Raw genomic sequence first — 23,982 nt, forward strand, 5'->3', positions numbered from 1 at the left:
AAAGTCATGGACGGTTCGACGACACGTACAATGCTTCGCAGGGCCGCCAGCCTTGCGACGATCATCGCCTCACTCGCAACACCCGCACTCGCCGCCGACAAGCTGACGTACTTCACGTGGTCCGGCTACGAATTGCCGGACTTCAACAAGAGCTTCCTCGGCGCTCATCCCGATGGCGTCGAAGCTTCCGTCTTCAGCGATGACGACGAAGCCTTCACCAAGGTCAAGGCGGGCTTCCATCCCGACCTCGCGCATCCCTGCTACGACAAGATCGCACGCTGGAACAAAGAGGGCCTGCTGCAGCCGATCGATACGAAGCGCATCAAGAACTGGGATACGATTTTCCCGGTGTTCAAGAATTTGCCCGACATCCAGGCGGGCGACGGCAAAGTCTGGATGGTTCCGTGGGATTGGGGAAACACGTCCATTCTCTATCGCACCGATCTTGTGAAAGATCCGGCACCTTCTTGGAATCTCCTCTGGGACAAGCAATACAGCGGGCGCATCGCAACGATCGACGCCGTGCACGATACGCCGGTGGTTGCGGCACTTCTCGCCGGCGTCAGTCCGTTCGACATGTCGCCTGAAGAACTCGAGAAGGTTGCGGCGAAGCTGCGCGAACAGCGGCCGCTTCTTCGCGCCTACACAACGGACATGACATCCGTCGAGCAGTCGCTGGCGAGTGGCGAGCTCGTTGCCGCGATGACGTGGAATGCTTCGGCGACCACCCTCAAGAAGCAGGGCGTCAAGGTCGAATTCCTGAAGCCGAAGGAAGGCATGCTGACCTGGAGCTGCGGGTTCGTGATGCTGAAGGACGCCAAGAACGTCGATCTCGCCTACGACTTCATCAACAGCCGGCTCGAAGGCGCGTCGGGCAAAGAGCTGATCACGCAGTATGGCTACGGCAGCGCATCGAGTGCGGCGTTTGCCCTTGTTCCGAAGGAGGAACTCGACCGGCTGCAGCTTCCCGCCGATCCGGACGTCGTTTTGAAGAGCACGGTTTTCACCGGACCGATGAAGCAGAACGACGATCTCGCTAAAATGTTCGAGAAGGTGAAGGCCGGCGGCTAACCGACAGGCGAGCTGGTTTCGAGCATCCGCAGTCCAAAACTCTGAAACTTTCGAAGGAAAGGAAGCAACGTGGTTCGGACGAAAACGAGTGAAGGGCGTGCGGAAGTCTTGGAGCAAGTGCCACCAGAGGCTGATGTCCGTCTCGGCCGCCGCATCCGCGCGGCGCGTCTCGAGCGGAAATTGGGTCTCTCAGACGTTGCGCAGCGCGCCGGCATTTCCGTCGGCGCGCTCAGTCAAATAGAACGGGGCATATCTTCGTTGCGCGTGCGCGTGCTGTGGCCGCTTGCGGCGGCTCTCGGCGTCGAGCCGCATAGCCTGCTAGCGGAAAGCCAGGAAGACGGCGGCGATCTCTATGTCGTTCGGGCTGCGCATCGAAAGGACATACCCGTTCGATCGGAAGGCATTCACAAGGAGCTTCTTTCGCCGCCGGGTTCGGTGCTGACGGGGCTTCTCGTCTCTGTCGATCCCGACTGCGGAACCGGACATTCCTACAGCCACGCCGGCCACGAGTTCGGCATTGTGAGGAAAGGCCAAGTCGAATTGACCATCGACAGCGTCGTTTATCTGCTCAAGGCCGGTGATAGCTTTGCGTTCAAGAGCACGCTGGAGCACTCGTTCCGCAATCGCGGCAAAGAGCGGTGCGAGATCGTGTGGATCAATACTGCGAAGCCGAATGAGATCGCCAATGGTGCGTGATCCGCTCCTGCGCCTTGAAGCAGTTTCGAAGGTGTTCGACGGCGGCACGATCGGTCTCGACAACGTCGATCTCGATATCGGGCATGGCGAGTTCGTCAGTCTGCTCGGCCCGTCGGGTTGCGGGAAGACGACGAGCTTGCGGCTGATGGCGGGATTCGAGCAGCCGACGAGCGGGCGCGTGTTGCTCGATGGGCAGGACATCACTGCGCTTCGCCCCTATGACCGGCCGCTCAACACGGTATTTCAGGATTACGCGCTTTTCCCGCACATGGACGTATCGGAGAATGTCGGGTTCGGTTTGACGCTCCGCAAAATTTCGGGCGCAGAGATCAGCCGGAAAGTGAAGGAGGCGCTCGATCTCGTAGGGCTTGGCGACAAAATTCACGCGCGCGTTTCCATGCTGTCGGGCGGTCAACGCCAGCGCGTCGCCCTGGCGCGAGCCCTCGTCTGTTCGCCGCGCGTGCTGCTGCTCGACGAGCCTCTTTCGGCACTCGACGCCAATTTACGCGAGCAGATGCAGATTGAATTGAAGCGTCTCCAGGCGCGCCTCGGCACGACCTTCGTCATGGTTACGCACGATCAGACCGAAGCGCTTTCGATTTCCGATCGCATCGTCGTGATGAACCGCGGCAGAATCGAGCAAATCGCATCGCCCGCGGAACTCTACGACGCGCCGGCGACGCGCTTCGTCGCTCATTTCATCGGGACGATGAACCTCATCGAGGGCAAGGCTCTGGAGACGACAGGCGAGTTCCATCGCGTGGCGGCGGGACCGATGACGCTCGAAGTGCCGGCGGATGGAGCGGCCCCAGCGCCGGGGGCACCAGTTCTCGTCTGCATTCGCCCGGAGGAGTTGTCCGTCCTTGCGTCTCCCTCGGATGACGCCGTCGCGGCGCAAATCATGTCGACCGTGTTCTATGGGCCGATGTTGCGGTTGTTCGTGGAAATCGGCGGCGGCCAGAAACTGATGATCGATACGCCACGGCGCACAGCGGCGGGGACGTTCGAAGCCGGCGCACTCGTCCACGTCCGCCCCAACCGCGGAAGCGGGCGGATCTTAAGCGGGAGCTAAATGGATCTTTTTGGCCACGGCCCCGCCGCTTCGCGACCGGCGGGGGAACAATTCGACGATCTCCGGCGTCTTGCCGAGAGGTTGGCAGATAGCGGGCGTCCTGATGCCGTTTCCACGTGGGGTCATAGACAGCGAACACCTCGATATCATGCAGCAGGCGATGGACCTCGCGTGCAATGAACTCGCGATCAAAGAGACCGACACGGCCAATCGCGAGCGCGTCGCCTTTTTGGTGACGGGCTTTATGCGAGCGGGCGAACATGACCCCAAAAAGCTGACCATCTACGTGGTCGATCAGTTCAAGCTCCCGCTCTGAGCGACACGAATTTATTCGGCCGCGGCGGTTCCAGCGGCTGGCTCCAATTTCGGGTCGGTTGTTTCTGGCTTCGGCGCGGCGCCGGAAATTCGGAGCAGGCGGCCAAACCGAATAAGCGCTTCGGGCAATACGCCGAGATTGAGGAGCGTCGCCGTCGTCAAGCCGCCGAGCACGGTGATCGCCATCGGGGCTTCGATTTCGTGTCCCGGCCGGCCAAGACCCAAAGCCAGAGGCACAAGCCCGAGCGCCGCCATCAGCGCCGTCATGAAGACCGGCGCCATACGTTCGGACGCCGCGAGGCGGATCGTTTCGGGGCTCCAGCCCTTCCCTTCCGCGTCCGCCACATGCTCGACGTGCGCCAGCATCATGACCGAGTTGCGCGCGCCGATGCCGAAAACCGTGATCAGGCCCACGAGACTTCCAAGCGTCATTCCGATGCCGCTCACGACAATCGCCGCGATGCTGCCGATCAGACAGAACGGCAAATTGATCAGCACCAGCACCGCGAGGCCCCGGCGACGGAATGCCATCGTCAACGCCGCGATGATGAGCGCGGTGCTCATGGCGGTCAGACCGGCGAGCCTGATTTGCCCCTCGCGCTCCGCCTCGGCCTGTCCCGCGAAGGCGACGTAAACATCCTTCGGCAATTGAAGCGCTCCGACGCGCTCGCGCGCTTCGGCGACGATCTCGCGGAGAGAATGGCCCTTCGCGCCGTTGAAGGTGACGGCGACGCGACGTTGACCGCCGTCATGCTGAATGTTCGACCGGCCTTCGGTGATCTCTATCGTTGCGACGTTCTTCAGAGGTGTCCTGGTCGCGGCGTTGCCGACCATCAGCTTGTTGAGTTCGCTGATGCGGTTGCGGTTGTCCGGCGACAGAATGACGACGACGTCCACGGTGCGCGCGCCATCGTACGTCTGGCCGACGGTCGTTCCGGCGAATGCAGTCTGTATTGTATCGAGAGCATCGCGCGCGGAAAGGCCGTAGCTTGCGAGCGCGGCCGGATCGAGCTTGACCGACAACGTCGGCACCATCGCGCTTCTCGGCATTCTAAGATCGGTGACGCCCGGAACATCCGCCACGGCTTTCTGGATTTCGGCGGCCGCGCTTTCGAGCGACGCGAGGTCGGTTCCGAGAGAGCTAATGACGACTTGAGCCGTTTCGCCGCTCAGGCTTTCGCTGATGCGATCGCCGAGGAACGTCAATGTCTCGCTTCTGACCTCCGGGAAGCCGCGCAGCGTGTCGCGAATGATGCTCTGGGCTTCTTCCTCGCTCTTATCATGCACCGGCTTCAGCTCGATGTGAAATTCGCTCTTGTCGACGCTCCAGGTATCTTCGCCTGCTTCAGCGCGGCCGATCTGATGGCCGACGGTGTCAACGAACGGAAGTTTCAGCAGTGCCGCCGTCACGCGCTCGCCGACCGCCACGACGTCATCCGTCGACGTGCCGGGAGATGCCATCGACATCTGCAGTACGAAATGGCCTTCGCGGAACTGGGGGATGAGCTCGCTGTGGAGGAAGGGCACGGCCGCGGCGGCCGCCAGCGCGCTCGCCGTCAACAGCAGAACCGTCGTACCCCAAGCATGTTGAACGCGCGCCAAGACCCACCGCTGAGCGGCTTTGAGACTTTTCAGGAGCGGCGATTCCTTCGTGTCCTCGCTCTTCGTCAGCAGCAGCGCGCACAACGCGGGCGTGACGGTCAGCGCGACAAGCATCGAGGCAAGCACCGCGATTACGAACGTCAACGCCATAGGTCCGATGAACCGGCCCTGCACGCCCCCCGCAAAGAGCACCGGGAAGAACGCAAAGATCACCGCGAGCGTGCCGTAAAGCATGGAGCCGCGAATTTCTATCGACGCGTCCTCGATGATATTCAGCCGGTCGGCGTCAGGTCCCGCGAGGCGCAAGCGTCTCGCGATATTCTCGATATCGATGATTGCGTCATCGACGAGGACGCCGAGCGCGAGCGCGAAGCCGCCTAGCGTCATGGTGTTCAGCGACTCGCCGAATTCGCTCAGCACCACCACAGCGGCGAGCAGCGACAACGGAATTGCGAGAAACGAGATGAGCGACGCGCGTACGCTTCGGAGGAAGGCGTAGAGCACGAACAAGATCAAAGCCGATCCAAGGGTCAGAGCGGTCTCGAGGTTTTGCAACGCGCGAACGACGAACGATGCCGGGCGATGCAATGCCGGATATATCGTTATGCCGCGCCGTTCGAGCGCCGGCGTCAACTCGGCAAGGGCGGCCTCGGTGGCTTTGGTGGCTTCGAGCGTATTGGCGCCGAACTGCCCGGAAACCGTGATCAGGACTCCGGGCTGCCCCATGATCGTCGCATCACCGATTTTCGGTGCCGGGCCGATCGTCACCGTCGCGACATCGGCAAGGCGAACCGGCCGGTTGTTCTGCATCGTGACGACGGCTTGGGATATCGTGCGCGGGTCGGGCGCCGGAGGCGGCGTTGCGATGGTGATCCGTTGGGATGACGTTTCGACGATGCCGCCGCCGCGAAGCGCAATCGCTGCGCTGGCTGCGTCCATGACATCGGTTACAGTCAGGCCGAGCGCGGCGATCCGCTCGAGGTCAGGCTGAATCTGGACCTGTCTGATCGCGCCTCCATACACTGTGACGCGCGCAATTCCCGGCACGGCAAGCAGGCGCGGCTTGACCGTCCAATCGGCGATATCGCGAAGTGTGTAGGGATCGACCTGATCGGAGACGAGGCCGAGCTTCAGCACATCCATCGTGCTCGACGTCAATGGCGTCAGCTTAGGCGGCCCGATGCCCGCCGGCAATTTGCCATTGAGCGTCGTCAGACGTTCGGCGATGCCTTGTCTCGCGGCGGTGGCGTCGGCACCTTCTTCAAATGTGACGAGCACGACCGACAGGCCGTAGATGGATTCCGATCGAACCGTATCTATGCCTGGACCGCCGACGATCGCCGCCTCGATCGGGCGGGTGACGATTTGCTCGACCTGCTCAGGCGCGAGGCCGGGCGTCTCGGTCTGGATCGTGACTTGCGGTGGCACGAACTCGGGAAAAACGTCGAGCGGCGCCCGTAGCGCGAGAATGCTTCCGGCGATGAACCAGACCACGGAAAGCAGTGCGACGAAGCCACGATAGCGGATCGACCAGCGGATGAGCGCGTTCATGCCGGCTTAGTCCGGATCATTAGTTGGTGCGGAATGGCCTTGCGCCACGGACGACGCAGCCGGCTTTGCCGTTCCCGCTGTTGCAGGTGCTTGGGGCCGGGCGTCATCATCATCGTCGTCGTCGAAGCTTCCGGGCGCCGCTTCACGCGCGAGCAGAACGGACGCGCCTTTCACCACGACGCGGGTGCCGGGATCGAAGCCACTTGCTACGAAAAATCCATCGTCGACCGGCGCTTCCAACGACACGACCTTGCGTTCGTATTTGGCCGGTTCCGTTTCGACATAGCACCAGGATTTGCCGCCAAAGACGACCAGCGCAGAACTCGGAATGACGACGCCCTTCAGTCTCTCCGGACTGTCGGCGATCACACGCGCGCGATCCCCGGCGCGAAGCCCAGGGCCCGCGTTGATCAAGCCGAAGAAAGATACCCCGGGCATCGCGAGATTTCCCGAGGGTGCGGCCCACAGGACATCGACCTTCGTTTCCGAGCCCCCACGAAGAGGGACGACGCGAACATTCCGGGGCTCGTCCGCCGCCATGTCGGAGAAGTCGAGACGAAGCACGGCGCGCGAGCCATTCGCGATTTCGGCCATCAATGTCTGGCGGGCGTCGGCGTTCAGAAACGGGGCCTTATCGCCCCAAGATTGTTGAAGGCGCGTCAGCAACAGCTTCAGCTGGGACGCGTCGATGCCTTCCTGACGGACGGCGTTTTCGAGCGTCTGCCGCGACAGCATGGTTGACGCTTTAAAGCGCTCGAGCTGTCCGTGACTGAAATTGGCCGCGACTGTTGCAGAGCGGATGTCGGCGTCGAGTTGTAGGAGCGTGTCTGGATTGAGAACCGTCCCAATACCCTCGAGCTTCACAGGTTCGTTCGACGCGGCGAGTTCGATCGTGTGCACGGGAGGGGGCACAACGTCAGGAACGTTGTTTCGTTCTTCGGCCTCCTCGGAATGCGGTGCATTGCAGCCGGCAAGAAAGGCGACGCTGCCCACCATTAGTAGTGTTCTTATTATTGCGGGGACCTTCACGCTCGCCTCCGTCGTGTCCGGATTAACTCCCGCGGATATCGGGAAAAAATCCGCACGTTTTTTGGAGACAATGCTCCAAAGATCCGGCCCAGACTAGCGGTATTTGTGGGGGCGTGGTTTCCGGCGAAACCAAAGCTATTCGCTCCGGCCAAAAGTCGCCGATCGACGGCAAACGGGGGAGATCCCTGGGGATGGGTCGGCTACGAGATGGAGGCGTCAATGATCAGCGCGATCGCCCGAGCGCAGAGCCGAAGCAGCCCCAAGACCAGTCAGGTCGATGTTCTTCCAAGCAGAGACGTCGCCCAGCGCTCACTCATGTTGCGGGGCGTCATTTTAATCGAAAACGCGCGGTTCTCGAAGTTGTACAGCAACCTATAATTACGATCATCGAGATCTATACGGGCTGAGCCAAATGACCTAACGTCATCGCACCGCCTTTATCCAATTTCTTCTAACATTGTGGGTTTCACTATGGGTGACGAATCCGTACTGCGATCGTCCGGGCGCAGTTGCATGACACGAGCCATCACGCGGTCGCCGGGCTCCGGCCGGGGATGGCGCGCGACCGTGGCGTGCTTCGTTGCTTCAACACTCGCGCTTTCAGCGTGCGGCGATAAAAATACGTTCGTTCCACCGCCTCCCCCGAAGATCGATGTGGCACTGCCGTTGAAGGAATCGGTGACGCGCTATCTGACCACCACCGGCAGCACCGCGGCGGTCAACAGCACGACGCTGGTTGCCCGCGTTCAGGGTTTCATCCAAGCGATCAAGTATCAGGACGGCGACTTCGTAAAGACCGGCCAGGTACTGTTCGTCATCGAGCAACAACCCTATCAGCTTGCGCTTCAGCAGGCCGAGGCGGGACTTGCGAGTGCGACCGCGTCCACAACGCAGACGACGGCGGATTACAATCGCCAGCTGGATCTCGCCGCCAAGAATATCGCCAGCCAAGCCACGCTCGACACGGCAACTGCAAATAAAGCCGCGGCAGTCGCGAAGCAGCAGCAATCACAGGTCGATATCGATCAGGCGAAGCTCAATCTCAGCTACACGGAAGTTCGCGCGCCATTCGACGGCATCGTGACGTCGCGCGAGGTCTCGTTGGGGCAACTCGTCGGCGCGGGCAGCCCGACGACGCTCGCGACCATCGTTCAGCTCGAGCCCATTTACGTCAATTTCTCCATCAGCGAAGTCGACGTTCAGGAGATCCGCTCCGAGATGAGAGCCCGGGGCATAACCAGCGAGGAACTCAAGAAAATTCCCGTTGAAGTCGGTCTGCAGAGCGAGAAGGGATATCCGCATCACGGCACGCTCGACTACGTCGCGCCGAGTATCACGGCCGCGACGGGAACGCTCGCCGTGCGTGGCGTATTGCCGAACAAGGATCGCGGGCTGCTTCCCGGCTATTTCGTTCGCGTTCGCGTTCCCAGAGCCCAACAGCCGGACTCGCTTCTGGTTCCGGACCGCGTGATCGGCAGCGATCAGAGCGGCCGCTACGTGCTCATCGTCAACAAAGACGACGTCGTCGAGCAGCGCAAAGTCGAACTCGGGCAGCAGGTCGGCGATCTGCGCGTCATCGAGAAGGGCATCACTCCGGACGACCGCGTCGTCACATCCGGGTTGATGACGGTCGTCCCGGGCCAGAAGATCGAGCCGGAGCTCACGACTATCTCTAAGCCCGAAGCCGAGCGACAAGCGGATGGCGCCCAATGATCTCGAAATTCTTCATCGAGCGGCCGGTTCTCGCGAACGTCATCGCGCTTCTGTTCGTCGTGATCGGCCTCGTTTCATTGCTTCGTCTCCCTGTTTCCCAATACCCGGACGTCGTTCCGCCGACCGTGCAGGTGACAACGCGCTATCCGGGCGCGAGCGCGCGTACAGTGATCGATACGGTTGCGTTGCCGATCGAGCAGCAGGTGAACGGTGTGGAGCGGATGCTCTACATGCAGTCCTATGCGGCGTCGGACGGCAGCTACTCGCTGACCGTGACGTTCGACATCGGCACCGATCTCAACGCGGCGCAAGTTCTCGTGCAGAACCGCGTCTCGGCTGCGATGGCGTCACTGCCGCAATCCGTGCAAGTGCAGGGCGTCGTCGTTCAGAAAAAGTCGACGGCGATTTTGCAGATCGTCACGCTGACTTCGCCCGACGATCGATTTGATAGCCTTTATCTCAGCAACTACGCGACCATCCGGCTGAAGGACGAAATCGCGCGGTTGCCGGGCGTCGGCAACGTCAACGTATTCGGGGCCGGTCAATATGCGATGCGTATCTGGCTCGATCCGGAAAAGATGCAGGCGCGCGGGCTCAATGCGCAGGATGTGATCCAGGCGCTGCAACAGCAGAGCCAGCAGGTGACGGCCGGACAGATCGGTGCGCCGCCTGTCGCGGGCGCGCAGACGTTCCAATACACGGTCGACGTTGTCGGGCGCTTCGAAGATGCGGAGCAATTCGCGAATGTCGTCGTCAAAACCGGTACGGCCGGAGATTTGACCCGGCTGCGCGATGTCGGCCGCGTCGAACTCGGTGCGCAGACCTATGCGCAGATTTTCAAACTCAACGGAAAGCAAGCCGCCGGCCTCGCGATTTTCCTGACACCTGGGGCGAACGCGCTCGATGTCGCCACCGAAGTCGGGGCGAAAATGAAGGCGCTCGCGAAGGAATTTCCGGAAGGCATCGCGTACTCCATTCCTTTCGACACCACCGTTTTCGTGCAGCAGGCGGTATCGGAAGTTTACAAAACCCTGATTGAAGCCGGTTTTCTGGTGCTGATCGTCATCCTCGCGTTCCTGCAGGATTGGCGCGCGATGCTGGTTCCGGCCACCACGGTGCCGGTGACGATCATCGGTGCCTTCGCCGCCATGGCGGCATTGGGTTTTTCGGTCAATCTCTCGACGTTGTTCGCGATCGTCCTCGCTATCGGCATCGTCGTCGACGATGCGATCGTCGTCGTCGAGGGCGCCGCTCACAACATCGAGAAAGGCATGTCCGGCCACGACGCCGCGATTGCCGCCATGAATGCGTTGATGGGTCCGATCATCGGCATAACGCTGGTGCTGATGGCGGTGTTTTTGCCATCCGCCTTCCTGCCGGGGCTCACGGGGCAGATGTACGCGCAGTTCGCGCTCGTCATCGCTGCGACGGCATTGATCAGCGCCATTAACGCCGCAACGCTGAAGCCGACCCAGTGCGCGCTTTGGCTTCGCCGTCCCGTGCCGCCTGAGAACCGCAACTTCTTCTACCGCGGCTTCAACGCCGTCTATCAGCGCATGGAGGACCGCTACGCCGGCTTGATCGGCGGCATGGCCCGCCACAGCGGATTGATGTCTCTCATCGCGCTAGCGATCATCGGTGGCGCCATATACGGAATGTCGCGCGTCCCGACCGGCTTTCTGCCGATCGAGGACCAAGGATATATGATCGCCGCCGTGCAGCTTCCCGATGGTGCGGCACTCGGCCGAACGCAGAAATCGCTCGAGCAGGTCGAACAGCTCGCCAATGCGGTACCGGGCGTCGAGCGCGTCATTACCATTGCCGGCATATCGCCTCTCGACAACAGCGCTTCGCTCGCCAATGCCGGCGTTGCCTACATCATGCTGAAAGATTGGAGCGAGCGCGGTCCGGGCCAGGACTTGGCGTCCCTCTATAAAACTCTCAACCAGAAGCTCGCAGACATCCAGGACGGTCACGTTCTGGTCGTTCCGCCGCCGCCGATCCAGGGCATCGGCAATGCGGGCGGCTTTACGATGCAGATCGAGTTGCGCGACAGCAGCTTCGATTTGGCCAAGCTCGAGAGCTCGGTCAACGCGATGGTGCATGCCGCCAGCACTCAGTCGAGCATTCAGCGTGTTTCGACCACCTTCCGCGCCACGGCGCCCCAATACAGAATTACGATCGACCGCGAAAAGGTTCAGACGCTTCTGCTGACGACCGACCAAGTGTTCTCGACGCTCGCGAGCTATCTCGGCTCCAGCTACGTCGACCAATTCAACAAGTTCGGCCGCGTCTTCCAGATCTACGTGCAGGGCGACGCTGCATTCCGGATGTCGCCCGATGACATTCTTGCTCTCAGGGTGCGGAACCAGAACGGCGACATGATCCCGCTCGGCACCGTTCTCACGATCACGCCCCACATCGGGGCCTCACTCATCAGCCTTTATAATCTCTATCCGTCGGCGGCTATCGTCGGCGTGCCGGCCAAGGGCTTTTCATCCGGGCAGACCATCGCGCTCATGGAAGAGATTGCCGCGAAAACGCTGCCGCCCGGCGTCGGCTATTCATGGACGGCGCTGTCCTATCAGGAGAAGCTCGTCGGCGGCCAAATCTATTACGTGTTCGCGCTGGCGATGCTTCTCGTCTATCTGGTGCTCGCCGGACAGTACGAGAGCTGGTACGCGCCCATGTCGGTTCTGCTGGCGGTTCCGTTATCGCTTCTCGGCCCGGTGCTGGTGCTGACGTCGGTCGGCGTCGACAACAACCTCTATGTCCAGATCGGGCTCGTCCTTCTGATAGCGCTATCGGCGAAGAACGCCATTCTGATCGTGGAGGTCGCGCGTGAAATGCGGGCCGAGGGCAAGCCGATCTTCGATTCCGCGCTGGAGGCGGCGAGAGCCCGGTTCCGGCCGATCCTTATGACGTCGTTCGCGTTCATCCTTGGCGTCGCGCCGCTGGTGTTTGCGACCGGCGCCGGGGCATCGGCGCGCAAATCGATCGGCGTCACCGTTTTCAGCGGTATGCTCGCTTCGACGTGTCTCGCGGTGCTGTTCGTTCCCTCGTTCTTCGTCGTCATTCAGCGCTTCGAAGAATGGCGCCGGTCGCGGAAGAAGCCCGCGGAGCCTGCCATGATCGCACCGGGCACCAAATAACGTCGCTGACGGAAGGCCGCTTTGTCCGCGCCGTCAGCGCCACCACAACGCCGGGTTGGTCAGCAAATCGATGACGCTGGCCTTGTGCCCTGCGGTCGCGAGCGCCATTGCGGCCGTCGTACCTGTATCGCGTTCTTCGCGTTCGGCGATCCGAGAGTTCCGCGTCGCTTTGGCGAGGGCTTTCTGTGGAATGCGGTGCGTGTTCCCGTTGCCTTTTGTACGATCAGCGGGGGGAGCCTGCTTCGGCGGAGGCGCGTTCTTATCGGTCGCATCCTCCGCCGACCGGTTCGACGCCAGCATGATCGAGCGTCCGGACGGCGCTTCCGTCATTGGCGGCGACACTAGCTTTTCCGGATCGGCAATTGCGGGATCAGGCTCAGCCGGCTCAGGCTCGGCGGACTCTGACTTGACCGGAGCAACATCGTCGCTTTTAGAAATCGAACCGGTTGTCATTCCGGCAAAGAGGGCGCTGATTTTTTCCGCCTCCTGGCGCGCGGCGACAGTCTGGCCGCGATTGGCATGCAAGGCGGATGCATACTTTTCCTGTCCCGATGACGGGACGAATGACGGCAACGGTGTCGAGCCTTCGGATTGCGGCTCGGCCGCCGCGAATGCGGGATCTGCAAAAGCCGGCGGTCCATAAGCGGCGAGCAAGGCCACAACCGGTGCAACGACTGACGCAACTGATTTCATAACTGACGCCCTTTACTCCCCAGGGCCATTCAGCAATCCCAACGACGGCAATAGAAAGGCTGGAGTTCTCGCGGTGACACTAACGGGGGAACGCCGCCGTGCTCGTTGAGTCATGTGCTTCCTCGTCCGGCTCTTGACCTGTCCGGCAGGCGCAAATGCATTCGTTAACTTTTTTGACCGAGAGGTTACGCGCTTCTTCAATTCCAGGGCGCGCAAAATGAATAGCGTTTACCCAATCGGGCTGCATATAGCCTCAGTTAAGCTCAGAGTAACGCATTGGAAGGATGATATTCTGGGGGGTTGAATAAGCGTGCCCCGCGCTGTTGATGAAACAATCATTTGCCCCCAATGACATCTCCAAATCTCGATGCCTTGATTATCGACGAGGGCACGGTCCTGGATGCCGGAAAGCTGCTGCGTATGCGCGGCTATCTCGATCTGGTCAGCTTTCGCGATATTATCAGCGAATTCGAGACCGCCATTGAACAACGTCTTCTGAATCTCCAATCGCTGGAGCTCTCTCCGTCGCAAATTGAAGCGATCTGCCACGATCTCATTAACTTCACCGGCACGCTCGGAATGTGCCAGCTGACGTCGGCAGCGGAGAAATTGAGGGAATTCGCCCGGCATCATGCGCGGGCAGATATGCTTTCGGCGCAAGTAGAAATGAAATACGCCGGCGAACGCGCCATGGCCGCGTTGAGGGCGTATGTGGAGGCCGCCAGTGACTAAGCTGCGGCTTCATCGCGATCAATTGGCCGCCGTTGCCCGCGTCACGCCCTATGCAATGGCCGGCTATGGCGTCAATGTGGCGCTCGCTGCGGCCGCATTTTGGAACACCTTTCCGGCTCATCATCTTTTTCTTTGGCTTCTCTTCTCGTTCTCCGTTTGCGGCTTTTTGGGGCTGCGTTCGTGGCCTCGCGCGCCCTCCAGGCGCCGCCATAAGGCCAACACGACACGGAGCGCGCGGAACGCTCTCGTATTCGCAGTCCTACTCGCACTTCCCTGGTCGTTCCTGGCGGCGGCATGGGCCGGCGCCGTAAGCGGGACCAGCGAGGCGATCCTCACGGCGTTTGTCGTCGGCATGGCTGCAAGCGGCAGCATTCTGCTTGCGCCAATCCCCGCGGCCGCACTCACCTACGCAGGGACCATCCTTGGCCCGCTCATACTGAAACTGCTCATTCTCGGCGGTAGGGAAAATTTCGTCCTCTGCGCGCTAGCAGTGAGCTTTTTAGTTTTTCTGGTCGTGCTCGTCATGACAAACGCTCGCATGTTCATGGAGCGGCTCAAGGTTTTGGACCGGCTCAAAGTGTCCATTGCCGATGCGAAGGCCGCGAATGAGGCGGCGCAGCGCGCGACGTCGGCGAAGTCGGAATTCTTCGCGACGATGAGCCATGAAATCAGAACGCCGCTGAACAGCGTCATCGGCTATACGAGCCTCGTGCTGGCGCGACGGGGCCTCAATACCGAAGATGCGCGCGATCTCGAGATCGTGCGGGATGCCGGACGGTCGCTCCTCAACACCGTGAACGACATCCTCGACTTTTCCGCAATCGAAGCCGGGCGCATGAAGCTGCTGCTTGCGCCTACCCTGCTCCGTCCGATCATCGAGAGCTGCCTGTCGCTGATACTGGTCGACGCGCGAGCGAAGGGGCTAATCTTGAGCGCTGAAATCGATAGCGCGTTGGATGAAGTCTCAGTTTCGGCGGATGCGCAACGCGTCAGGCAGGTACTCGTCAATCTCGTCGGCAATGCCGTAAAATTCACGTCGGTTGGCCGTGTCGATGTCCAGGCCAAGTGGGTCAAACGGTCGGACGACGACGTCGTCGTTCGCTTCGTCGTCAAAGATACCGGTCCCGGCATACCGGAAAAATCGATACCGGAATTGTTCAACAGGTTCAGCCAGCTGGATGGAAGTTACGAGCGGCGCTTCGCAGGATCGGGCCTAGGGCTCGCCATCAGCAAGAGCATCGTCGTTGCCATGGACGGCCAGATCGGCGTCGACAGCGTGCTCGGCGAAGGGTCGGCTTTTTGGTTTGAATTGCCGCTCGCCGTCAGCCGGTCACAGCCTTCAACCGAGCGGTCTGCGGATTCGAAACCGGCTGGACCCGGCGGCCTGAATGTTCTGGTGGTCGACGACATGGAGCCGAACAGACGGCTCACGTCCACCGTGCTGCGACGTGCAGGGCATCGCGCGGTGACAGCCGCGAGCGGCGCCGAAGCCATTCTGCTGGTGCAGTCGGAAACATTCGATGTCATCCTCATGGACATGCAGATGCCCGGGATGAACGGCCTCGCGGCGACGAAGGAAATCCGGAAGCTGCCGCCAAATCAAAGCCAGGTTCCGATCATCGCCATGACGGCGAACGTTCTCCCCAACGAAATCGCGAGCTGTTATGCGGCAGGTATGACGGCACACATCGGCAAGCCGTTTGAGATCGATGTGCTGCTTCACGCAATCGAAGCCGTGTGCGACGGCAGCGGAATTAGCACGCGTCATCGCGTTCCGGTCGCCTCATCGGGCGGAAGAAATCCATTCTGATCATCGTCCACGACATCGCCAACGCATGGCGGACAGCACAGTTCGCGGGCGAGCAACTTTCAAAACGTGGCAGCTAAATCACAGCCTGTTACACGTTGCGTCGGATTGTGAATTGTTTGTGACCACAATTTTCTGTATTGGCTGCCTCCTTCAGCGGGAAGAGCGTCGCTGCTTGAACGGTCGGCACAGCGGGAGCCGATACCGCCAAGCGTGAGGGTGACGTGTTCCTGTCAGCCCTGCCAGCGATGGCAGGGCTCTCTATTTTTGCGGCTAGCGCGCATGAAAAAGCCCCGGATAACCGGGGCTTTTTCTTTTTCATCAATAGCCATAGCCATAGCCGCAGTAGCGCCGTCCGTAGCGCCAATAGCAGTAGTAATCGTCGTCGTAATAGCCGTCATAGCCGTACACGAAGAACGGGCCACCGCGTCTGAAATGACCGTGGTGGTCGTGATGTCCTCCGTGTTCTCCACGGAAATTTCCGCCCATGGGACCGCCGCGGAATCCGTGCCCTGCGAAGCCGCCGCCGCCCCAGCCGCCGCCGGGGCCCATGCCCATGCCGCCGTGACCCATTCCGCCCATGCCGCCATGGCCCATGCCACCGCCGAAGCCGCCACCGCCGTGACCCATTCCGCCCCCTCCCCCACCGCCTGCCGAGAAGCCGCCGCCTCCCATTCCACCGCCTCCTCCGTGACCGCCGCCGCCTCCCCCACCGCCTCCGCCGCCGCCACCGTGGGCGTCGGCAGAAATGGAGAATGCCGTCACCGCAAGCGCTGCGGCAGCGACAGTCGCCAACTTACGAAGTGTCTGCATTTGGGTTTTCCTCATTCTTTGAGGAGCTGAATAAGCTCCGATGAGATGGAAAACCTTCGCCACATGCGTTTGTTGCGCGCCGTCTTGGCACATGCTCGCGAATGATGTGATCGGCGCATTCGGACGAATGACCAGTCGCCGAGTTCAATTGAAAAAATTGTTTTTGAATCTGATGATCGGCCAGCGGCTTATGTTCGGACTGCGCTGTTGCGGGTCACTGCGCGCCTATCGAGAGCGATGCAAAATGTGAAAAGCACATGCGCATTGCGATCGCCTAAAACATACGCACCCTCGCCTCAAAAACAAAATGTGACGGAAATAGCGGAACTGGGCAGCCTTCCGCCTTTGGTATCGAGCCTGCTCACGCGCAGAAAGAGACTGAGAAGGCGATCGGCCTCGGCAGTCACGTCATTCACGATTTTGAATTCACGATTTTGACTGGGGTTCCCAAACGAGAAGACGCCGGCTTCGGGGGAAAGCCGGCGTCTTTTGGGACGGCGCTATCGGGGGGAGTAGCGCCTAGACTACAATCTTGGGGGAGATTGTATGTGGAAAACGACAACATCGATCTTAGGTTCCGCTTCGCGCGCCAAAATTTTTGCACTGAATCTCTGAGCATGAGAAGCGCCGCAATAGCGGGTTCTATTGTCCCGATCTGGCACGGCAAAGGCCTGTCTCGGCGGGCTTGTCTGGGCGGGAAGGAAACCGAAAGTTCTTAAAGCTTTCTCTGACATGGTGCCGAGCAATTAGGCCGGCCTCTCCCGCGCCTCAATCCATAGGATGGCGATGAAGGTCGGCGAGTTTGCACAGCGCGCACGTGCGCATCGGTTGCGTCTCAAAAATTCCCTTACAGCGGGTCTCGAAGTATCGCGCGTCGACCGGCGCGTAATCGATCATGAAGGTGCGAACCGCACCTCGGCCGTTAAATTTCATTCGCAGACGAAGTGTCGAACGGAAACTTTGATCCCTTACCCCAAAGCCGCCGCTTCACAGCGCGGGTAACCCGGTCGATTCCAGTGGCGCAGGAATGCGGCGCCTACTACCCTTCGGTGTTGTCTGCGTCTTTGAAGCGGCTGCCGTTGGCAATGCCGAGAACCCCAAAGTCCTGCGATCGGGAGTGAGCATCAGCCGCACCTGTCGGCGCGCTGGTCAGCCCGCGCTTCAGCAGCTCGCGTACGGCGGCGGCGCGGCTCGGCAGGCGGTATTTGTAGCGGAAGTCATCGACAGCTCTAAGCTCCTCCGGCTCTAGCATAATCTGGAGTCGTTCGTCCCTGTTTGCAGCTGCGCTCATCGCAAAACCTCCTCTCCTCGGGCGCTCGTTTTCGCCGGCTCATAGTTAGTAAGTCGCTCAGTTTGAGCTACGGCCCAAAATAACGAGGAACACACCAATCTCGTTCCCTACGCATGCTTACAATTTCGCGACTGCGTGGTAAGTTGCTGATTTATCGGATTGATTAATACCTGGAACGGAATGAACATCGCGTTTTCGGAGTTGACGGTATGACGTTTTCCGGTTCTGCACGCATGGTGGATACGAAGGTTTTCGGACATGTACGCTCGCCACGTGTGCTTCTTGTCGAGGACAACACGCTCGTTGCCCTCGACCTCGAAGACATCCTCACGGGATATGGCTGCCGGGTCATCGGGCCATCCGTGACGGTGCGAGAAGCGCTCGATGCTCTCGATCGCGAAGAGATCGACATCGCTGTGGTCGATTATCTTCTCAAGGACGGGGAAGCGGCACCGCTCGCGCGTGCGCTCAATGTCAAGGGCATCCCCTTTGCGATCTGCACCGGCGCAGGCGTAACCGAGCTCTGCTCGCTTTATCCGAACACACCGATCCTTGCTAAGCCCTACAATCCCGACGACGTTTCGATTGTTGTGAACAGTCTCATCGCCAGCCGGCTTGCCGGCAGCTGAGATTGGCCCGGTCCTAGCGAACCGACGCGGCGCATTCGCGTGCGAGCGTCGAAGATCATCCAGCATTAACCGCCGCACTCGAAGGTGCAGCCGTTTCACATCTATCGGATGATGAAACTACGCGCGGTGTCGAGGGTAACTCCATCAGCTAAACTGCTCGGTCCTTTTTTTGCGTCGTCCAGCACGCGCGACCAGCACCGCAACGTTCCAGGCGCGGCTTTTTCCGGAGCGCTGCGTGAAGAAACTTAGAACAACTTTCTCAGCGTGCTGACGTCAATTTCTGACGAGTCATGAGGTTTCATCCATGAATAATTTTAAGCGGATTGCGATTGCGGCTGTGGCGTCGGTGGCAGTCATTTCGATGACGCCGGTCGCGGAAGCTGCGCACGGAGGATTTGGAGGCGGCGGATTCCATGGCGGATTTGGGGGAGGTGGTTTCCATGGATTCGGTGGCGGCGGGTTCCGCGGATTCGGTGGTGGAGGGTTCCGTGGCGGTGGATGGGGATTCCGCGGCGGAGGGTTCCGTGGGTGGGGAGGACCGGGGTTCGGCGGTCGTGGCTTCGGGTTCCGAGGACCGGGTTTCCACGGTCCGGGGTTCGGATTCCGCGGTAGGTTCCACGGGCGACCATTCTTCGGTCGCCGCTTCGTTGGCGCTGGTCTGTGGTGGCCGTGGTGGTGGGGCCCGGGGTGGGGATGGACAGGCGGCTACTACCCGTACAGCTACTACGGCGGCGGTTATTACGGCGGCGGTTACGGGTTCTGTCGTCGCTGCCAGCGTTACTGCGGTGGCTACTGATGATTTGTTGAGGTGTTGAATAGTCGGCCCGTACCCTGCGCCAATGTTGGCGGGGTTCAGCCTGTGAACGAAGCTTCAGCGCCGGTGACGGCAGGCCGCGATCGACAGAGCGGCTCAGCGTTGCCGCGCCGGGGAACGTCAACTCTTGACCAGGGTTTACCTTCCAAATCTTGGAGGCAACTATGGCTATTACCCGCGATCCAACCTCGCTGGAAATGCTTCAAGAGGAAGGCATCGAGCATGCGGCTATAGAGAAGCAGCCATATGCGCCTGATGCGCAAGAATTCGAAAACCACATCGACACCTATCGCGGCTTTCTCCGTGGAGTGATGCTTTTCGTGGCTCACGTCGCGGTCATTCTGATCGCGCTGGCATATTTCTTTGGTTGATCGAGGAATGGCGCGGAAGACCCCAACAGAAGTTAGACAGGGCAGTTCGCGAAAGACAAATTTTCGCGTTCTTATCTTGTCGACGCTGATCGCCGTGCTGGTTCTCGGTGGCTTTACGATTGCGTTCATCATGAAGACTCCTGCCAGGATGGAGGGGGTCGAGAATCACGCGGCGCAGGATCATTCCGCGCACGGATCGCCACCGGAATCGAAGCCACTTCCGAAATAGCCGGCGCTTCCACATCGTTGTTAACTGTCGACATGCGGAGCCGCCTGGCGACCGTTGCCCTGCGCTTTTGAGAAAATTCCATCTTGAAATCGCGAGAACAGACATCGTGTCGTGGTGAAGCGACCAATCGCAATGTGCAAAGCGCGCTGGCACACTCGTGAAATCGCAAGCAAAATTTGAAGATGTTGCATACGTGCCGGAGGTATACCGATTTTTGAGGTACGCGTGCCTCCAAGCTGGCTGACCGCGAGGTCAAGTTGTTATATTCGTTCACCGTTGCTACGAGAGCGCGTGCCCGCAGGTTCGCGGGATTTTGCCTAGTTGGCCGGCGTTGTCAGCCGCCTACGCACGATCGTACTGTGGCCGCTGCTCCTGTTGAGCGCGTGTCGTTATCTGCATCGATGGTTGCCGGGGGCTTTTCTCAAGTTGGATGTCGCATGCGACCACAATGGATTTTAGGCACTGCCGCCGTAGCTATCATAGTGGTCGGCGTCACCAGATTGTCTCCCGCATACGCGGATGATGCGTGCCCCGCCGGCACGCTCGGCGTTTCAAGAACGATCGAGGTCGACACGACCGGCGGCCCGTGGATCGGCGCACCTCATGGCGATCCGAATTTTCTGGCTCAGGGCGAGGTCGTTCTCACATTTGACGACGGCCCTTCGCCCAAGGATACGCGTGCAATTCTCGCCGCCCTCGCGAAGGAATGCACCAAGGCGGTCTTCTTCATGGTCGGCGAAATGGTGGCCGTGCATCCGGAGATCGTCAAAGAAGTTGCTGACCAGGGACATACGATCGGCACGCACACTTGGTCTCATCCCAATCTTGCGCGACTTGCGTTGCCTGAAGTCACCCATGAGGTCGAAGCGACGTTCGACACCGTGCAAAAGTTTAGTCCTCAGCCGGTCGCACCGTTTTTCCGCTATCCCTATCTTTCGAGCAGCAAGCTCGCCGAGGACTACTTCAAGAGCCGAAACATCGCGCAGTTTGCTGTCGACATCGATTCATCCGACTGGCGCATGCGTAGCTCCGCACCTGTCATCGCGAGGGTTATGGCGGGCCTCAAGGCGCGCGGTCGCGGCATCGTCCTGATGCACGACATTCACAAATGGACAGCTGACGCGGTGCCCGGGCTGCTCGCGAAGCTCAAGGCGGGAGGCTACAAGGTTGTCCTACTGAAGCCGAAAACCACTCTTCAGCTCGTTGCAGACGTTACACCGCCGGAGCCGCAGAAGAGTTCGCTCAGATCTGTTTCGCGAAAAGCCAAGCACCAGAGAGCGTCATCACGCGCCAGAAAAGCGGTGCTTCTCAAGAGGTCAGCGGCGATCCAATAGGGACTGCGCCGTCTAGCCGGACGCAAAATGCGAGCGTGCTTATCGGCCGAGCCGATCCAGATAGAGTCACGGCGCCGACTGGTGAGCCGGCGCCGTGATTGAGAGTCTTAGGCGGCCTTTGCGACAGCGCCAGCCGGCACCGCGGAGATCGTCTTCAGGATCTGCGAAGCGATCTGGTATGGGTCGCCCTGCGAGTTCGGACGGCGATCCTCGAGGTAGCCCTTGTAGCCGTTGTTGACGAACGAGTGCGGCACGCGGATCGATGCACCGCGATCAGCAACGCCGTAGCTGAACTTGTTCCACGGAGCCGTCTCGTGCTTGCCGGTCAGGCGCATGTGGTTGTCCGGACCGTAAACCGCGATGTGCTCCTGGATGTTCTTGTCGAACTCCTTCATCAGCGCCTCGAAGTATTCCTTGCCGCCGACCGTGCGCATGTACTCGGTCGAGAAGTTGGCGTGCATGCCCGAGCCGTTCCAGTCGGTGTCGCCGAGCGGCTTGCAGTGGAACTCGATGTCGATGCCATACTTCTCCGTGAGGCGGAGCAGCAGGTAACGCGCGATCCACATTTCGTCGGCTGCCTTCTTGGAGCCCTTGCCGAAAATCTGGAATTCCCACTGGCCCTTCGCGACTTCGGCGTTGATGCCTTCGTGGTTGATGCCGGCAGCGAGGCAGAGGTCGAGATGCTCTTCGACGATCTGGCGAGCGATCTCACCGACGTTCTTGTAGCCGACGCCCGTGTAGTAGGGGCCCTGCGGCGCGGGATAGCCGGCCTCAGGGAAGCCGAGCGGACGGCCATTCTTGTAGAAGAAGTATTCCTGCTCGAAGCCGAACCAGGCGCCGGTATCATCGAGAATGGTTGCGCGCTTGTTCGAAACGTGGGGCGTCTTGCCATCCGGCATCATGACTTCGCACATGACGAGTACGCCATTGGTGCGAGCCGGATCGGGATAGTGAGCGACGGGCTTCAGAACGCAGTCGGAGCTGTGACCCTCGGCCTGCAAGGTCGAGCTGCCATCGAAGCCCCAGAGCGGCAGATCAGCGAGATCGGGGAATGCGCTGAATTCCTTGATCTGCGTCTTGCCACGCAGGTTCGGAACCGGCGTGTAACCATCGAGCCAGATGTACTCGAGCTTATACTTCGTCATTCTTTAGTGCTCCCTAAGTTTGACGTCTGAGAATTCCCTACTGCGTGCGCGGCCGCCGGCACGCTTGGCCGCGGGCGCCCGAAACGGCGGGGCGCGCCGCGAATGCGCGAGAAGCTGCTTCAACCGAGGGGCCGCCCTGAAGCTGCCAGCAGGCAGCAACGGTCGATCGAGAGACGCTTGCGAACGCTCGCCCGGGGTAGAGTCTCTTGCTCTCAACCTGAGCCACGTCGGTCAGCATTCATTCTCCCTCATGTGATGCAGGTTCATTACGAAGCCTGGCGAGATGTGGCGGAACACGACGGTTGCAAAGCGCGTTCACCACGGCACGGATGCTATCCAAAGACGCAAAACCAAGCATGCCCATAATATGTGCAACTGCTGATTTTTATTGAGGCATCAGCATAATCAGGCGAAAATGGATGCCGAACCGGTTGCGCCGTGCGGCCGGTGAGGCGCGGAGAGACAAGAATGACCGAGATACAGTATCGACAAACGGCAAAGATCTACCAATTCCCGCGAGGCGGACGTGCGTCCCTGCATGGAGAGCGGCTCGTCAAGAAAGCTTCCGCAATCGTGCCCTCGCGCCTTGCGAGACACGTCGAGTTCGGGAGCTGCTGGTATCACGAGGCGGCCATCGAAGAAGACGCCGAACTGGTGCGTTGGAGCTGAAGCTCGAAGTTCGTAGGCGTCATGCGTAACGTGAATTCCATCGACTGCAGACACTGATCGATACCGCGGGAAAGGCTTTTTTGGCTCTTCCCCGCGCGGCGGGCGATGATTGCCGCCCCGTTACAAAAACGGTTTATATTCTGGCCACTTCCGTCCTCACGGTTTTCGCAAATTCGGCCGCACCGAAAGAACATGCGCGCGAGAAAATTCGGACGCTTCGAAGCGCAATGCGTCGCGCCGGTCCGTCCCCTAATCCTCATGCACCGAAGATCGACCAGCCCATCCGGTGGGTAAGATGCTCGAGTGCAATTTGCCCCAGTCGCGAGTTGCCTGTCGTATCCAATCCGGGCGACCAGACGGCAATTGAGGCCTTGCCGGGAGCAACCGCCAGGATACCGCCGCCCACTCCGCTCTTGCCCGGCAGGCCCACGCGGTAGGCGAATTCGCCCGATCCGTCGTAATGGCCGCAGGTCAGCATGAGAGCGTTAATCCGACGCGCCCTCTCAGGCTGCACAACTGCGTGTCCCGTGGACGGATTGCTGCCAAATTGTGCAAGAAAGCGTCCGGCCATGGCCAATTGTCTGCAAGACATCGCTATAGCGCAGTGGTGGAAGTAGACCCCGAGCGTGAAATCGACGGGGTTATCGAGGTGCCCGAAAGACTTCATGTAATTGGCGAGCGCGGCGTTGCGGAAGCCGGTCCGCTGCTCGGAGGCGGCCACCTGCTGATCGATTGTTATGGTCGAATCGTCGGCCAGGAACTGCATGAACCTCAGAATTTCGCCCAGAGCCTCACGCGGCAAATGGCCGGAGAGGATCAGATCGGTCACGGCGATCGCGCCGGCATTGATAAAGGGGTTTCGCGGAATGCCCTTCTCGTTTTCGAGCTGGACGATCGAGTTGAAGGGGCTTCCTGACGGTTCGCGGCCGACCCGCTTCCAAAGCCTGTCGCCGACCTTCCCTAAAGCAAGCGTCAGCGTGAACACCTTCGAGATACTTTGAATGGAAAACGGCGTATCTGCGTCGCCTCCAACCGCGACGTTTCCTTCGGCGTCGATAACGGCGATGCCGAAAGCTTTGGGGTCAACGCGCGCCAATTCGGGAATGTAGGTTGCGACCTCTCCCCGTTCGGGCATGCGCCGCATCTCGTCAGCGACTTCTTTGACGACGTCGTCAAGCTTACTCACGGCATGCCTATCTCATGATTGCGATCCTCCCACGTACTAGCGGGCATTCACTCAATCACACAAGAAGG

20 protein-coding genes are annotated in these 23,982 nt (G+C 60.2%); 13 read left to right on the top strand and 7 right to left on the bottom strand.

Annotation, left to right across the window (positions count from 1 at the left end; translation table 11 throughout):
* The first annotated feature begins 30 nt into the window (after positions 1–30).
* The 4 genes from BM399_RS11495 (at position 31) to BM399_RS11510 (ending at position 3,155) form a co-directional block, all read left to right on the top strand.
* Positions 31–1,071, top strand: coding sequence for an ABC transporter substrate-binding protein (locus tag BM399_RS11495; protein ID WP_425284076.1), 1,041 nt, complete (start codon positions 31–33; stop codon positions 1,069–1,071).
* A 69-nt stretch (positions 1,072–1,140) separates the two neighbouring features.
* Positions 1,141–1,767 (top strand): cupin domain-containing protein, encoded by a 627-nt coding sequence (locus tag BM399_RS11500; RefSeq protein WP_092867829.1) that lies wholly within the window; start codon positions 1,141–1,143, stop codon positions 1,765–1,767.
* Positions 1,757–2,839 carry an ABC transporter ATP-binding protein gene (locus BM399_RS11505; protein WP_092867830.1) on the top strand — a complete coding sequence of 361 codons (1,083 nt, stop codon included), beginning with the start codon at positions 1,757–1,759 and terminating at the stop codon, positions 2,837–2,839. Before BM399_RS11500 ends, BM399_RS11505 begins: the two co-directional genes overlap by 11 nt.
* 103 nt (positions 2,840–2,942) lie before the next feature.
* Positions 2,943–3,155 (top strand): hypothetical protein, encoded by a 213-nt coding sequence (locus BM399_RS11510; protein WP_143117810.1) that lies wholly within the window; start codon positions 2,943–2,945, stop codon positions 3,153–3,155.
* Between the two features lie 11 nt (positions 3,156–3,166).
* Here the strand turns inward: BM399_RS11510 and BM399_RS11515 are convergent, their stop codons facing one another.
* Together BM399_RS11515 and BM399_RS11520 are read right to left on the bottom strand one after the other, a co-directional pair.
* Complete coding sequence (locus tag BM399_RS11515) at positions 3,167–6,307, bottom strand: efflux RND transporter permease subunit (protein WP_092867832.1); 3,141 nt, start codon at positions 6,305–6,307, stop codon at positions 3,167–3,169.
* Between the two features lie 6 nt (positions 6,308–6,313).
* A complete protein-coding gene (locus tag BM399_RS11520; protein ID WP_092867833.1) occupies positions 6,314–7,303 on the bottom strand; it encodes an efflux RND transporter periplasmic adaptor subunit in 990 nt (329 codons plus the stop codon).
* A 546-nt stretch (positions 7,304–7,849) separates the two neighbouring features.
* Between BM399_RS11520 and BM399_RS11525 the strand changes: the two genes are divergently transcribed.
* Positions 7,850–9,049 (top strand): efflux RND transporter periplasmic adaptor subunit, encoded by a 1,200-nt coding sequence (locus BM399_RS11525; RefSeq protein ID WP_092868194.1) that lies wholly within the window; start codon positions 7,850–7,852, stop codon positions 9,047–9,049.
* On the top strand, positions 9,046–12,201 hold the full coding sequence (locus tag BM399_RS11530) for an efflux RND transporter permease subunit (RefSeq protein WP_092867834.1): 3,156 nt from the start codon (positions 9,046–9,048) through the stop codon (positions 12,199–12,201). The genes BM399_RS11525 and BM399_RS11530 overlap by 4 nt, the downstream gene beginning before the upstream one ends.
* A gap of 33 nt (positions 12,202–12,234) precedes the next feature.
* On the opposite strand, the gene BM399_RS11535 is transcribed toward BM399_RS11530, so the two are convergent.
* Positions 12,235–12,894 (bottom strand): hypothetical protein, encoded by a 660-nt coding sequence (locus tag BM399_RS11535; protein ID WP_092867835.1) that lies wholly within the window; start codon positions 12,892–12,894, stop codon positions 12,235–12,237.
* Positions 12,895–13,266: 372 nt separating this feature from the next.
* Between BM399_RS11535 and BM399_RS20935 the strand changes: the two genes are divergently transcribed.
* Positions 13,267–13,626 carry a hypothetical protein gene (locus BM399_RS20935; protein WP_143117811.1) on the top strand — a complete coding sequence of 120 codons (360 nt, stop codon included), beginning with the start codon at positions 13,267–13,269 and terminating at the stop codon, positions 13,624–13,626.
* Complete coding sequence (locus BM399_RS11545) at positions 13,619–15,436, top strand: ATP-binding protein (protein WP_177228140.1); 1,818 nt, start codon at positions 13,619–13,621, stop codon at positions 15,434–15,436. Before BM399_RS20935 ends, BM399_RS11545 begins: the two co-directional genes overlap by 8 nt.
* Before the next feature lie 318 nt (positions 15,437–15,754).
* On the opposite strand, the gene BM399_RS21195 is transcribed toward BM399_RS11545, so the two are convergent.
* Positions 15,755–16,246, bottom strand: a complete 492-nt coding sequence (locus BM399_RS21195) for a hypothetical protein (protein WP_177228075.1) — start codon at positions 16,244–16,246, stop codon at positions 15,755–15,757.
* A gap of 1,039 nt (positions 16,247–17,285) precedes the next feature.
* A complete protein-coding gene (locus tag BM399_RS11565; RefSeq protein ID WP_092867840.1) occupies positions 17,286–17,537 on the bottom strand; it encodes a hypothetical protein in 252 nt (83 codons plus the stop codon).
* 209 nt (positions 17,538–17,746) lie between these two features.
* On the opposite strand from BM399_RS11565, the gene BM399_RS11570 reads away from it, so the two are divergent.
* From BM399_RS11570 to BM399_RS11590, 4 genes are all read left to right on the top strand, one after another.
* Positions 17,747–18,166, top strand: coding sequence for a response regulator (locus BM399_RS11570; protein ID WP_092867841.1), 420 nt, complete (start codon positions 17,747–17,749; stop codon positions 18,164–18,166).
* A 304-nt stretch (positions 18,167–18,470) separates the two neighbouring features.
* Positions 18,471–18,962: a hypothetical protein gene (locus BM399_RS11575; protein ID WP_092867842.1), complete on the top strand. Its 492-nt coding sequence runs from the start codon at positions 18,471–18,473 to the stop codon at positions 18,960–18,962.
* A gap of 182 nt (positions 18,963–19,144) precedes the next feature.
* Entirely contained in the window at positions 19,145–19,351 is a 207-nt protein-coding gene (locus tag BM399_RS11580) for an aa3-type cytochrome c oxidase subunit IV (RefSeq protein WP_092867843.1), read from the top strand.
* Between the two features lie 729 nt (positions 19,352–20,080).
* Positions 20,081–20,914: a polysaccharide deacetylase family protein gene (locus BM399_RS11590; protein WP_244531199.1), complete on the top strand. Its 834-nt coding sequence runs from the start codon at positions 20,081–20,083 to the stop codon at positions 20,912–20,914.
* Between the two features lie 107 nt (positions 20,915–21,021).
* On the opposite strand, the gene BM399_RS11595 is transcribed toward BM399_RS11590, so the two are convergent.
* Positions 21,022–22,059, bottom strand: a complete 1,038-nt coding sequence (locus BM399_RS11595; protein ID WP_092867846.1) for a glutamine synthetase beta-grasp domain-containing protein — start codon at positions 22,057–22,059, stop codon at positions 21,022–21,024.
* A 468-nt stretch (positions 22,060–22,527) separates the two neighbouring features.
* Here BM399_RS11595 and BM399_RS11605 point away from each other — a divergent pair, with 468 nt between their 5' ends.
* Positions 22,528–22,728: a DUF2735 domain-containing protein gene (locus BM399_RS11605; RefSeq protein ID WP_092867848.1), complete on the top strand. Its 201-nt coding sequence runs from the start codon at positions 22,528–22,530 to the stop codon at positions 22,726–22,728.
* A 256-nt stretch (positions 22,729–22,984) separates the two neighbouring features.
* Here BM399_RS11605 and BM399_RS11610 read toward each other — a convergent pair whose 3' ends face one another.
* Positions 22,985–23,914 (bottom strand): glutaminase, encoded by a 930-nt coding sequence (locus BM399_RS11610; protein WP_092867849.1) that lies wholly within the window; start codon positions 23,912–23,914, stop codon positions 22,985–22,987.
* Positions 23,915–23,982 lie beyond the last annotated feature (68 nt).

It is taken from the genome of Hyphomicrobium facile (genome assembly GCF_900116175.1).
Taxonomy (GTDB): Bacteria; Pseudomonadota; Alphaproteobacteria; order Rhizobiales; family Hyphomicrobiaceae; genus Hyphomicrobium_B; species Hyphomicrobium_B facile.